Source organism: Burkholderia sp. Ac-20392, from assembly GCF_017104585.1.
Classification (GTDB): domain Bacteria; phylum Pseudomonadota; class Gammaproteobacteria; order Burkholderiales; family Burkholderiaceae; genus Burkholderia; species Burkholderia lata.
Genome location: NZ_JAAGPB010000229.1, coordinates 1 through 13,062 on the forward strand (window position 1 = coordinate 1; position 13,062 = coordinate 13,062).

At 66.7% G+C, this 13,062-nt stretch carries 8 protein-coding genes; 3 read left to right on the plus strand and 5 right to left on the minus strand.

Annotated features, from left to right (window positions below; translation table 11 throughout):
* A partial coding sequence (locus tag G3N99_RS23150; RefSeq protein WP_206123561.1) for an EAL domain-containing protein occupies positions 1–837 on the minus strand: 837 nt, incomplete at its 3' end.
* Positions 838–1,134: 297 nt separating this feature from the next.
* Between G3N99_RS23150 and G3N99_RS23155 the strand changes: the two genes are divergently transcribed.
* Positions 1,135–2,802 carry a Na+/H+ antiporter gene (locus tag G3N99_RS23155; protein ID WP_011353391.1) on the plus strand — a complete coding sequence of 556 codons (1,668 nt, stop codon included), beginning with the start codon at positions 1,135–1,137 and terminating at the stop codon, positions 2,800–2,802.
* An 89-nt stretch (positions 2,803–2,891) separates the two neighbouring features.
* Here the strand turns inward: G3N99_RS23155 and G3N99_RS23160 are convergent, their stop codons facing one another.
* Positions 2,892–6,464, minus strand: coding sequence for an indolepyruvate ferredoxin oxidoreductase family protein (locus tag G3N99_RS23160; protein WP_206123562.1), 3,573 nt, complete (start codon positions 6,462–6,464; stop codon positions 2,892–2,894).
* Between the two features lie 2,173 nt (positions 6,465–8,637).
* On the minus strand, positions 8,638–9,195 hold the full coding sequence (locus G3N99_RS42400; protein ID WP_174944017.1) for a sugar O-acetyltransferase: 558 nt from the start codon (positions 9,193–9,195) through the stop codon (positions 8,638–8,640).
* Between the two features lie 357 nt (positions 9,196–9,552).
* Between G3N99_RS42400 and G3N99_RS23170 the strand changes: the two genes are divergently transcribed.
* The gene (locus G3N99_RS23170) at positions 9,553–10,167 is read left to right on the plus strand and encodes a glutathione S-transferase (RefSeq protein WP_174937654.1); all 615 of its coding nucleotides are present in this window, start codon (positions 9,553–9,555) and stop codon (positions 10,165–10,167) included.
* A gap of 54 nt (positions 10,168–10,221) precedes the next feature.
* On the opposite strand, the gene G3N99_RS23175 is transcribed toward G3N99_RS23170, so the two are convergent.
* A complete protein-coding gene (locus tag G3N99_RS23175) occupies positions 10,222–11,184 on the minus strand; it encodes an ion channel (protein WP_206123563.1) in 963 nt (320 codons plus the stop codon).
* A gap of 180 nt (positions 11,185–11,364) precedes the next feature.
* Positions 11,365–12,384, minus strand: a complete 1,020-nt coding sequence (locus G3N99_RS23180; RefSeq protein WP_206123564.1) for a sulfate ABC transporter substrate-binding protein — start codon at positions 12,382–12,384, stop codon at positions 11,365–11,367.
* A 452-nt stretch (positions 12,385–12,836) separates the two neighbouring features.
* Here G3N99_RS23180 and G3N99_RS23185 point away from each other — a divergent pair.
* Positions 12,837–13,062 (plus strand): dihydrodipicolinate synthase family protein (locus G3N99_RS23185; RefSeq protein ID WP_206123565.1); only part of this gene is annotated, 226 nt, incomplete at its 3' end.

Here is a 13,062-nt window from a genome sequence, read left to right on the forward strand (position 1 = left end):
TCGGAAACGCTCGGTCAGCTCGCCGATGCAGCCCGTCGCGGCCGCGCTGTCGGGCAGCCCCGGCGCCGGCCGGCCGAAGTAGTAGCCCTGCACGAAATCGGCCTCGCACGACAGCGCGATCTGCGCCTCGTGCTCGGTCTCGATGCCCTCGACGAGCACCAGCTTGCCGGCCTCGTGCAGCAGCGTCACGAGCCCGTGCAGGATCGCGGTGAGCCCGGTGCGGTGCGCCGCGTGCGACAGCATGATCCGGTCGAGCTTCACGATGTCCGGGTTCAGCTGCCAGATCCGCTCGAGATTCGAGTGCCCCGCGCCGAAATCGTCGAGCGCGATCAGGAAGCCGTGCGTGCGGAATTCGCGCACGGCCTCGGCAAGCCGCTCGACGTCTTCCGCGCGCTGTTCGAGCACTTCGAGCACGATGCGGCGCGGCGGCATGCCGAGCCGCTTCAGGTTCGCGAGCAGCGCGGCCGCCTGGAACGGGTCGGTGAGCACGCCCGGATGCACGTTGAGGAACAGCCATTCGCGCTCGGCGCCGAGCAGCGCGAAGTTCTCGAGATGCAGCGCCTGCGCGAGCCGGTCGAGCTGCAGCAGCTCGCCCTGGCGCGCGGCTTCGCCGAACACGTCGAGCGGCGACACGGCGCGGTCGAGCGCATCGTGCGCGCGCAGCAGCGCCTCGTAGCCCACCGCACGCTGGTGCGACAGGCTGAATATCGGCTGGAACACGGTCGTGAGCGTCAGGTCGCGGTGCTGCGTCGCCAGACGTTCGAAGCCGGAACTCACCTCCCGCTCGAACCGGTACGGCGACGCGGCGGCCGGACGCTCCTGTTGCACGATCGTCATGCCCTTCTCCTGGTATTGCCTTCGAACGCGGCGCCCGACGAAGCGAGCGGCGCGTGCAATGTCATGGTTGGACCCTCGGTTGCCCGGTCGACGCCGGGCGGCTGCCCCACATCAAGCAAGCTCCGTGCAAGGCGCCGACAGCCCGTGCGCCGCGTGGCTCGTACCCGGTTGCCGCACCATCTCGGCGCATATCCGACGCACCATTTCAGTGCGCGCGCACCGGCCCCTCGAACGCACCCGTCACGCTGTCACGCTACACTCCGTACGATCGTTTCATTCCCCGTATTCGCCGTATCGATGGAAATCGTCTTCACCGTCCTGATCCTGCTGCTGACCGTCGCGCTGTCCGGCGCCGTCACGCGCATCCTGCCGTTCCAATTGCCGCTGCCGCTGATGCAGATCGCGTTCGGCGCGATGCTCGCGTGGCCGAAGCTGAACCTGCACGTCGCGTTCGATCCCGAAATCTTCATGCTGCTGTTCATTCCGCCGCTGCTGTTCGCGGACGGCTGGCGGATTCCGAAGCGCGAGCTGTACCTGCAGCGCCGCGCGATCCTGATGCTCGCTTTCGGGCTCGTGTTCATGACGGTACTCGCAGTGGGCTACTTCGCGCACTGGCTGATACCCGAGTTGCCGCTGCCGATCGCGTTCGCGCTCGCGGCCGTGCTGTCGCCGACCGACGCGGTCGCGCTGTCCGGCATCGCAGGCAAGGGCCGGATCCCGCCGCAGCTGATGCACATCCTCGAAGGCGAGGCGCTGATGAACGACGCGTCGGGCCTCGTCGCGCTGAAATTCGCGATCGCGGCCGCGCTGACGGGCATGTTCTCGCTGCGCGACGCGTCGGTCACGTTCGTGATCGTCGCCGCCGGCGGGCTCGCGACCGGCGCGATCGTGTCGTGGGCGTTCAGCGCGCTGTCGACGCGCTTCCTGAATGCCGAGCAGGAAGGCGATCCGGCCCCCGGCATCGTGATGACGCTGCTCGTGCCGTTCGCGGCCTACCTGTTCGCCGAGCACCTCGACCTGTCGGGCGTGCTGGCGGCCGTGTCGGCCGGGATGATGATGAACTACACGAGCTTCTCGCGGAAAAGCACGGTCGCATCGCGCGTGCGCGCCGAAAGCACGTGGGCGATGATCGAGTTCGTGTTCAACGGCATGGTGTTCATCATGCTCGGGCTGCAGCTGCCGCACATCATCGGCCGCACGCTCGTCGACGCGCACCACACGAGCGACGCGCTCGTCGGCCGGATGGTCTTCAACGTCTGCGCGATGATGCTCGCGCTGTATGCGATCCGCTTCCTGTGGGTCTGGCTGCTGCGCTGGTTCGCGAGCCGTCGCGCCGCGCGCCAGGGCCTCACGGGCACGATGGCCGGCGTGCGCACGATCGCCGTGATGACGGTCGGCGGCGTGCGCGGCGCGGTCACGCTGGCCGGCGTGCTGTCGATTCCGGTCGCGCTGTCCGACGGCGTGCCGCTGCCGGGACGTGACACGGCGATCTTCGTTGCGTCGGCCGTGATCCTCGGCTCGCTCATCGTCGCGGTGATCGGCCTGCCGCTGCTGCTGCGCGGCGTGCGTTCGTCGCGCAGCCCGCTCGGCGACGAGGAACGCGCCGCGCGCGCGGCCGCCGCGCAGGCCGCGATCCGCGCGATCGACTCGTCGCACGACGCGATCTCGGTCGATCTCGACGAATCGGGCGCCGCACGCTGCGCGGATATCTCCGCACGCGTGATGGACCAGTACCGCCGCCGCCTCGCGACGCTCGCCGAGGACGGCCCCACACCGCGCGCGGAAGCGAAGCAGGCCGAAACGATGGAACTGCAGATGCGGATCGCGGCCGTGCGCGCGGAACGCTCCGCGCTGTACCGGCTGCGCAGCGAGAGCAAGATATCCGACGAGACGCTGACGAAGCTGCTCCGCGAGATCGATCTGTCGGAGACCGCGCTGTCGACGCGCAAGAAAGGCATTCTCTGAAGATCAGGCGGCTGCCTCTGCGCAGCAGCCACCCAATAAAAAACGGCGACGCACAAGCGTCGCCGTTTTCACATCCGCCCGCGTTCGCGTTACTTCGCGACGACGACCGGAATCCCCTTCAGCATCCCCGCGCCCTTCATCTCGTCGAGCGCGTGCTGCACGGCCGCGCTCGTCGCCGCTTCGATGCCGAGCTGCAGCGCGAGCTCGCGCTCCGCGCGCTTCACGCCGGCAAGATTGCGCACCTTCACGTGGCCGAAGCCGCGCACGCGTGCATGCAGGTCGGCCAGTTGCGTGACCTGCGCCGCATTGCCGGCGGTCGTCGCGGCGAGCGCACGCGCGAGCGTCGTCTCGTAGTCGTCGGCGAGCGCACGCTCCATCTTGCGCTCGACGGTGCGACCGAACGGATCGAGCCACGTGCCGCGCAGGCTGCGCACGCGCGCCAGCATGCCGAACACCGGCCACATCCACTGGCCGAACACGCGCTTCTTCGGCGCGCTGCCGTCGCTGCCGGCCTTCGCGACCGTCGGCGGCGCCAGGTTGAACTTCACGCGATAGGTCTGCCCCGGCACGCCTTCGAACTGCGCTTCGAGCGCCGTGCGGAACGCGTCGTCCGTGTACAGCCGCGCGACTTCGTATTCATCCTTCACCGCGAGCAGCCGATAGAACGTCGTCGCGACCGCGCGCGTCAGCGCTTCGTCGCCCTTCGCGCGCGCCGCACTCACGAGCGCACGGAAGCGCTCGACATAGCGTGCGCCGCCGTACGCGTCGAGACGCGCTTCGCGATCGGCGATCAGTTCGGCGAGCGTCTCCGGTGCGGCATGCGCGGCCACCGTGTGGCGCGCGTTCCACAACGCATCGAGGCCCGCCGCGTCGCCGGCCGCCATCCGGCCGATCGAAAACGCGAGCTTGTTCATCGGCACCGCGACATTGTTCAGCTCGATCGCGCGCATCATCGCGGCATGCGACACCGGCACGAGGCCGAGCTGCCACGCGTAGCCGAGCATCAGGATGTTCGCGCCGATCGAGTCGCCGAGGAACTTCGCGGCGAGCGCCTGCGCGTCGCAGCTTGACAGGTAGCCGTCGCCGGCCGCGTGGTGCATCTTCTCGAGCAGCGCATCCGCATGCAGGTTCGCGTCGGGGTTCTGCACGAACGACGCGTTCGGGATCCGGTGCGTGTTGACGACGATCCGCGAACGCTCGTGACGCACGGTCTGCAGCGCCTCGGCGCTCGCACCGACGACCATGTCGCACGCGAGCAGCACGTCGGCCTGCTGCGTGTCGATGCGCACCTGGTTCAGCCAGCGATCGCTCGATGCGATCCGCACGAACGACAGCACCGAGCCGCCCTTCTGCGCGAAGCCCATGAAATCGAGCACCGATGCGCTCTTGCCTTCGAGGTGCGCGGCCATGCTGATCAGCGCGCCGACCGTCACGACGCCCGTGCCGCCAACGCCCGTCACGAGCATGTCGAACGGCGCCGCGTCGAGATGCGTGGCCGGCACCGGCAAAGCGTCGACGCGCGCGGCGAGCGCGGCTTCGTCGAATGCGGCGCCGGCGGCCTTCTTCAGCGCGGCGCCTTCGACCGTCACGAAGCTCGGGCAGAAGCCGTTCACGCACGAGTAGTCCTTGTTGCACGACGACTGGTCGATGCGGCGCTTGCGGCCGAGTGGTGTTTCGAGCGGCTCGACCGACAGGCAGTTCGACTGCACGCCGCAATCGCCGCAGCCTTCGCACACCGCATCGTTGATGAACAGGCGCTTGTCCGGGTCGGGGAACTCGCCCTTCTTGCGGCGGCGGCGCTTCTCGGCCGCGCAGGTCTGGTCATAGATCAGCACGGTGACGCCCGGCGTCTCGCGCAACTCGCGCTGCACGGTGTCGAGTTCGCTGCGGTGATGGAACGTCGTGCCCGTCGGGAACTGGCCGTGATGGCCGTCGTACTTCTCCGGTTCGTCGGACACGACGACGAAGCGCGACACGCCTTCCGCCTCGACCTGCCGCGCGATCTGCGGCACCGAGATGCTGCCGTCGACCGGCTGGCCGCCCGTCATCGCGACCGCGTCGTTGTAGAGGATCTTGTACGTGATGTTCGCTTTCGCGGCCACGGCCTGGCGGATCGCGAGAATGCCCGAGTGGAAATAGGTGCCGTCGCCGAGGTTCTGGAACACGTGCTTCGTGTTGGTGAACATCGCGTGCGCGGCCCAGTCGACGCCCTCGCCGCCCATCTGGATCAGCCCCGTCGTGTCGCGCTCCATCCACGACGCCATGAAATGGCAGCCGATGCCGGCCTGCGCGATCGAGCCCTCCGGCACCTTCGTCGACGTGTTGTGCGGGCAGCCCGAGCAGAAGTACGGCGTGCGCTTCACCGCGTCCGCCTCGTTCGACAGGATCTGCGGCGCGACGAGATCGACCACGCGTTCGCGGCGGTCGAGCGCCGGCTTGTGGCGCGCGAGCCAGTCGGCGAACACCGGCAGGATGCGCGACGGACGCAGCTCGCCGAGCTCGGACAGCAGGCAGGCGCCGGCCGCGTCATGCTTGCCGAGCACGCGCGGGCGCGCGCCTTCCGTGCGGTTGTACAGGTAGTCCTTGATCTGCTGCTCGATGACGGGGCCCTTCTCCTCGATCACGAGCACTTCGGCGAGCCCGTCGACGAAGGTTTCGACGCGCGTCATTTCGAGCGGGTACGACAGGCCGACCTTGTAGATCCGCACGCCGGCCGCGTCGAGGTCGGCCACCGTCAGGTCGAGGCGGCGCAGCGCTTCCATCAGGTCGAGATGCGCCTTGCCGCAGGTCACGATGCCGACGTTCGCCTGTGCGCTCGGCGCGATCCACTTGTCGATGCTGTTGGTGCGCGCGAAATGGCGCACCGCGTCGAGCTTCGCCGCGAGGCGCGCCTCGATCGTGAGGCTCGGCAGGTCCGGCCAGCGGTTGTGCAGGCCGCCCGCCGGCGGCGCGAAGCCTTCCGGCGCGGGCCACTGCGTCTGCAGCGCATCGAGGTCGACGGTCGAACCCGACTCGACCGTTTCCGAGATCGCCTTGAAACCGACCCATGCGCCCGAGTAACGCGACAGCGCCCAGCCGTACAGGCCGAATTCGAGCATGTCGGCGATGTTCGCCGGGTTCACGACCGGCATGTGCCACGCGATCATCGCGAAGTCGCTCTGATGCGGCATCGACGACGACACGCAGCCGTGGTCGTCGCCCGCGACGACGAGCACGCCGCCATGCGGCGACGAGCCGTACGCGTTGCCGTGCTTCAGCGCGTCGCCCGCGCGATCGACACCCGGGCCCTTGCCGTACCACATCGCATACACGCCCTCGACCGTGCGCTCGGGGTCGGCCTCGACCCGCTGCGTACCGAGCACGGCCGTGCCGCCGAGTTCCTCGTTGATCGCGGGCAGGAAGCGCACGCCGCCGGCGTCGAGCAGTTTCTTCGCTTTCCACAGCTGCTGGTCGACCATGCCGAGCGGCGAGCCACGATAGCCGCTGACGAAGCCGGCCGTGTTGAGCCCCTGTTCGGCGTCGACCGTACGTTGCATCAGCAACAGGCGAACCAGCGCCTGCGTGCCGGTCAGGAAGATCCGGCCGCGCGTCGCGGTCAGGTTGTCGGTCAGGCGGTAGTCGGACAGGGCAGGCGTGCCGTCGACGGGCAAGCGGGCAGTCATGGGGGATGTCTCCGGATTGTGCTGTTCTGGGCTGCTCGACAGGGCGTCGGGCGACGCGAGACTGGCGGCAGCGAATGGCTCTATTTTTTCGCGCGCAGCCGAGAATGTTTTTTCTCATCTTGCTCGGGCAGGCCCTCAGTGAGAAAAACTGCGCAGGTTTTTGCCGAGATTTGAGAGAGTTTTCGCACACGGCGGCCGGACGGGATCGGCGACGTGTCGGGACGGGTGGGTCGATTGCCGTGGAAACGCGTGGCGGTCCGGCGGTGGCCCCTGGTAGGGGGAGGATGGCGCTCGCGCCCCGTGTGACAAGGATTTCAGCGATTCGAGGCAGTGAGTCTCACCGATGAAATGCACAGCGTTGCGATTGGTCGGTGGCGTGGGATGTCCACAATGCCGCGCCCTTCTCGCAGACCTGGCTCGCACGCTCACCGCTCGATTGCACAGCGTTTCGAGTGGCCTGGGGCCGGGATGTCCACATCGCTGCCGGCATGCGTTTGGCGCTTGCCTCGACGCTCACCGTTCGAATTCACAGCGCGGCGAGTGGGTTTCAACCGCGGATATCCACATCAATGAGAACGTATTGCTTCGATCGGTGGCTCGCCTTCAGCGCTCGAATACTCGGGGGCGCGGGTGGGTTTGTCGGCTGGGCAGGTGTGCCGGAACACGCGTGCCGGGCAATCGCGGACTCGCATTCATCGTGGAAATACACTGGGTCGCAAGCGGGTTGGTCGGCTGGACTGGCACGCAGGAACCCGCATGCTGCGCAATCGCGGGCTCGGGCTCACCGTGGAAATACACCGGGTCGCGAGCGGGTTGGTCGGCCGGACAGGCACGCCGGTACACGCATGCTACGCATTCGCGGGCTTGGGCTCACTTTTGAAACACACTGGGTCGTGAGCGAGCTCATCGGCCGGACTGGCACTCAGGAACCCGCATGCTGCACAATCGCGGGCTCGCGCTCACCGTGGAAATACACTAGGTTGCGAGCGGATTTGTCCGCCGGACTGGCACGCTAGTACACGCGTGCCGCACAATCGCGGGCTTGCACCCACCGTTGAAACACACTGGGACGTGAGTAGGTTTATCGGCCGGATTTGCACGCCTGCATGGGCATGCTGCACAATCGCGGGCCCGCGCTCACCGTTGAAATTCACAGGGCTTCGAGTGTCCGCAACAGCGGTTAATCCGGCATTGCCGACCGGCCATGGGGGCACCCTCACCGTTGAAAACCACAGCCCTTCGAGTGATTCAGGACGCAGGATATCCACATGGCTGAGCATCCGCCGATGCGACAACGGATGCGCACCGCGAAACGTGCGGTCAAGCCTGTAATCCATGCTGGAAGGGGCTCATCAGCCGATTGAGCCCTGACACTCACCGTCGAAATGCACAGTGTCGCGAGTTGTTTCGGCGGCCGGATATCCACACGGGTGCCTATGTTTGCCCCGTTCGCATGCTCGCATGCGAGCCTGACGATACACGACGCTTCAGACGGCGCCGGCGGCCGAATGATCGCCTCTTGGTGCGCTGACCGCTGATCTCGTGTTCACGCTCACCCTTGCATTGCGCAGCGCTTCGAGTCGCTGGCGAACGCAGCAAAGCGTGGCGAAATCTGCGTATTGCAGACCACACACCCGCGCGCACCGTTAAAATGCACGGCCTTCCGGGTAGCCTCCTGACCCGGATATCCACGTCTCAGCACTCGCGCGGTTCGACCAAGCAGGCGCGCGTTCGGCTAGAATGCGCGGCGCTCCGAACCACGGCAAAGATCGGAAAACCGCGCCAGGACAGGCGCATCGTCCGATCGGACGTCGCCCCTCACCGTTGAATTCCACAGCATTTCGCGTCGTTTTGCGGGCGAGTTGTCCACACCCCGCTTCATGCATTCCGTATCATCCGGTGACCCTCACCTGTGAAATGCACAGGGCGCCGAGTCGTTTCGGCGTGAGGATATCCACAACCGATCGCGCGGGGCGACTTTCGTCCGACCATCGGCAGGAGCGGCTCACGCATCCACCGGCGGCTATCGGGCAATTACCGGAAAGCCCCATCCAGACGGCCTCGGCGGCACACTCACCATTCAAATGCACAGCGTTTCGAGTCGCCTCGAGGGTGGGTTATCCACATCCGTCCAGCCTGGCTGCATCGAACGGGCATGCGCCCGCGCGTCGCGTTACTCGGCAATCGACCGGATGACCGCTGCCGGATTGCCGCCGACCAGCACGTTCGGCGGAACATCCCGCGTGACGACGGCCCCGGCCGCGACCACCGAGTTCTCGCCCACCGTCACACCGCCGATGATCGTCGCACCGGCGCCGATCCAGACGTTCCGTTCGATCACGATCGGCTTCGCGACGACGGCGTCGCGCCGCCGCGAAGGTTCGACGGGATGACCGGACGTGATCAGGTTGACGTTCGGCCCGATCATCACGTCGTCGCCGATCTCGAGCCCGCCGAGATCGTAGAACGTGCAGTTCTGGTTGACGAACACGTTGCGCCCGAGCTTCATGCCGGTGCCGCCTGTCGCATGGAACGGCGGGATCAACACGAAGCCGTCATCCACCTGCGTGCCGATCAGTTCTCCGAACAAGGTGCGAACCTCGGCGGCATCGTCGAACGTCAGGCGATTGATCCGCGCGGCGATCGACATCGCCCGCCTGACTTCGGCCACCATCGCCGCCGATTCCGGCGTTCTTCTCGGAATGATCGTGATGCGATCGTCGTTTGCCATGCGTGAGTTGTCTCCCATGATTTCCCTGCTTCGCGATGCATCCGTGATTGCGGAAAGATGCCAGCGTGGCCGTGTGTGTGGGCGCTGCAGGCACCCGTGATGCCGTGCAAGGGATGCCGGCTCACGGCCGAATCTTCATTTACTTATAACTAGTCTTATCAAGACTAGTTACAGACTAACACCCTTGTGTCATAAGGCTTTCCCGGTTTTCCGCACGATTCACACGCAACACACAACGCATCCGGCCATCGCACGCAGATAGCCGCCCCTAGCCGGGCGCCCCTGTCCGAACCGTCGGCGCTCGGGTACGCTTGAGCATCCACCGGACCGACAGCTGCACCCCAACGCGGAGGCACGATGAAGCTCTACTACTGGCCGAAAACCCGGGCATTCCGGGCATTGTGGATGCTTGAAGAACTCGGCGTGGTGTACGAACTCGTGCCGATCGACCTGCGTTCGCACGAACAGGGCAGCGACGCGTTCGTGCAGGTCAACCCGATGGCCAAGCTGCCCGCGCTCGACGACGGCAGCGTGCCGTTCGCCGAATCGGGCGCCGTGCTGCTCTATCTTGCCGACCGCTGCCCCGGCGCCGGGCTCGGCGTCGCGCCCGACCATCCGCTGCGCGGCCGTTTTCTCCAATGGCTGTTCTTCACCCCGACCTGCCTCGAACCGGCGATGGCCGAAAAATTCACCGGCGCGTCGGGCAATCCGGTCGCGTTCGGCTGGGGCAACATCACGCGCGTGCAGCGCGCCCTTGCGCAAGCGCTCGCCCATAGTCCGTGGCTCGTCGGCGACCACTTCACCGCGGCCGACCTGCTGCTCGCCAGCACGCTGAAGATCGCGTTCGACGCGCATCTGCTGCCGCACGAAGGTGTGCTCGGCGATTACGTCGCGCGCGCCGAGGACCGCGACGCCTTTCGCCGCGCGGTCGCGATCGAACAGCGCGAAGCGGCGCGTCTGCTGCATGCGTGACGTATGGACGTGTCGTGCGTGGCGGGCGGCGCTACCAGCCGCCCGCGAGCGCACCTACGCGGCCGGGCCTGACGTCGCGGCGCCGGCATTGACCACCGCACCCGGCGAGCCGCGCTCGTCGGTATCGGTGTCGACCGGCACCACCTCATGAAAATGCGTGTAGTCGATGTGCGTGATGCCGTCTTCGTCGTGCATCAGGTCGACATAGCGGTGACGCCAGCGGATCTCGCCATGCTCCCAGGAATGACGCGCCTGCATCACCTGCGCGGTCGTCTCGTCCGAGCCTTCGATCGTGATCAGCAACGATGCGTCGCGTGCGGCGAGCGATTCGGGCGTCTCGCCGAACAGCGCGCTCGATTCGTCGATCACGTGCATCAGGTTCCAGCCGAGCAGGAAAATCGGATGCTCGCTGCGTACGAGCGGCAGGTCGTGGATCTTGCGCAGCGTGTAGCCCTCGTGCGTGCCTTCGACGCGCATCAGCCGCAGTTTCGCCTGTGCCTCGGCAATCACGTTCTGGCGCGCATTCGCGGCGCGCACCATCAGCGTCATCCTGCCGTTCAACGGCCGGACGATCGCGTAGCGCGCGAACAGGATCTTCGCCTGCGGTCGCGAAAACCGTGCAAACACGAGCCCCGTGGCCATCGCAATGCCCGACATCCCGACGAAGATCTCGAACGTTGCGACCAGGTGCGCATAGACGGTCTGCGGATGCATGTCGCCGTAGCCGACGGTCGCGAGCGTCTCGACGCTGAAGAAGAACGCGCCGCCGAAGCCGGCTGGCGACTGGTTCGCGATCGGCGTATGACCGAGCATGTAGAGCGTCGCAAAACCGCCGTTGAGCAGCAGAAACAGCACGGCGAGCGACAGGAAGAATACGGGCCAGCTCACCGTCAGCGCGCGGTGATAGAGGTCGCGCCAGCCAAGCGGCGGCATCCCGTACGCGATGACCGGGCGCGTGCCCGACCAGATCTTGCGGCCACGGCCGCGGGAGGCTGGGGAGGACGAATCGACATTCATCGCGCGGCGCCGGAAGCAGGGAGGCGATGAGCGTAGCACGCGCGGCGGCGGCCGGGTATGCGTGCCGGTTCGGAACGGAAATGCTGCGCACCGCCGGCTGCTCGGCGCAAAAAAAAACCGGCCGCGGAAGCGGCCGGCTGCGTCGTCGGAGCGTGGGCAAGCGCGCGGTGCGCGCGGCGCTCACTTGCGGTCGACGATCACCTGGTCGAACGTGCCGCCGTCCGCGAAATGCGTCTTCTGCGCGTTCGCCCAGCTGCCGAATACCTGCTCGACGCTGAACGTCTTCAGCGGCTTGAATTCGGCCGCATGCTTCTTCAGCACGTTCGCGTCGCGCGGGCGCAGATGGTGTTGCGCGATGATCTCCTGCGCTTCCGGCGTGTACAGGTAGTCGAGATACGCCTGCGCGACCTTGCGCGTGCCCTTCTTGTCGACGACCTTGTCGACGACGGCGACGGGCGGCTCCGCGAGGATGCTCGCCGACGGGTACACCGCATCGAACTGCGCGCCCGATGCGCCGGTGTCCATCAGCGCGACTTCGTTCTCGAACGTGACCAGCACGTCGCCGATGCCGCGCTGCGTGAACGTCGTCGTCGCGCCGCGACCGCCGGAATCGAGCACCGGCACGTTACGGAAGATCGCCTTCTCGAAGTCGATCGCCTGCTGGTCGGTCGCGCCCTTCTGCTTCTGGAAGCCCCACGCGGCGAGATACGCGTAGCGGCCATTGCCCGACGTCTTCGGGTTCGCGATGACCACCTGGACACCCGGCTTCGCGAGATCGCTCCAGTCCTTGATCGTCTTCGGGTTGCCCTTGCGCACCAGGAACACCATCGTGGTCGAGTACGGCGAGCTGTTGTCCGGGAAGCGCGCGCGCCAGTCCTTCGGCAGCAGCTGGCCACGCTCGGCGAGCAGGTCGATGTCGTTCGGCTGGTTCATCGTCACGACGTCGGCCTGCAGCCCTTGCAGCACCGACAGCGCCTGCGCGCTCGACGCGCCGTGCGACTGCTTGATCGCGATCGTCTCGCCGGTCTTCTGCTTGTAGGCAGCGGCAAAACCCGCGTTGATGTCCTTGTACAGTTCGCGCGTCACGTCGTACGACACGTTCAGGATCGACGTATCCGCGTGCGCGGCCGTTGCCGCCACGACCAGCGCCGCCGCCGCGCCCGTGTGCAGCCAGCGACCGATCCCCTTCATGCTTGCCATCGTGATATGCCCCGTTTCCAGTGGTGGTGAATGTGCGTGACGGCACGCGTACGCGCTGTCATCGAAACGTAAGCGGGCATTCTAGCGGCCGGGCGCGGCGCGCTTTCCAATCAGTCGTGGAAAGCAAATCTCGAATCCTGCTAAACGGCGGCGGACGCTCGCGTGCGGATCGGATCCGGTGTTAAGATCGCCGCTCAGCCCATTTCCCGGTTCCTCCATGTCCGCTGCCCTGCGCTCGCTTCCGATCCTCGCCGCCGTCGCGGCAGGTGCGCGCGCGGCCGGGCTGAAACTGAAAAAACGACTCCTCGACTGACGGGGACGTCGCGTCCCGTCAGGCGAATGCCGGACGGGATGCCCGCAGGTCGTTTCTTTCTCCTTGCTCGCACGCCTCGCTCCGGCTCTCCGCCGGCGGAACGGTTCCTTCCCACTCCGTTTCCACCATGAGGCTTTGCATGAACACACGTTTCGAAGGTATCTGGCTGCCGATCATCACGCCGTTCCACCACGGCGAAGTCGACCATGCCGCGCTCGCGCGACTCGCGCGCCACTATGCGGCCGCGGGCATCGCGGGCTTCGTCGCGGGCGCGACGACCGGTGAGGGCGTGCTGCTCGACGCGCGCGAACAGGACGCGGTGTTCGCGACGCTGCGCGACGCGGCGCCCGGGCTGCCGATCGTCG

What these genes read in the sequence shown, in the direction of transcription:
- G3N99_RS42400 (WP_174944017.1), bottom strand. Translation starts at nt 9,195, where the DNA reads ATGGCAAACGACGATCGCATCACGATCATTCCGAGAAGAACGCCGGAA.
- G3N99_RS23160 (WP_206123562.1), bottom strand. Translation starts at nt 6,464, where the DNA reads ATGACTGCCCGCTTGCCCGTCGACGGCACGCCTGCCCTGTCCGACTAC.
- G3N99_RS23155 (WP_011353391.1), top strand. Translation starts at nt 1,135, where the DNA reads ATGGAAATCGTCTTCACCGTCCTGATCCTGCTGCTGACCGTCGCGCTG.
- G3N99_RS23175 (WP_206123563.1), bottom strand. Translation starts at nt 11,184, where the DNA reads ATGAATGTCGATTCGTCCTCCCCAGCCTCCCGCGGCCGTGGCCGCAAG.
- G3N99_RS23170 (WP_174937654.1), top strand. Translation starts at nt 9,553, where the DNA reads ATGAAGCTCTACTACTGGCCGAAAACCCGGGCATTCCGGGCATTGTGG.
- G3N99_RS23180 (WP_206123564.1), bottom strand. Translation starts at nt 12,384, where the DNA reads ATGGCAAGCATGAAGGGGATCGGTCGCTGGCTGCACACGGGCGCGGCG.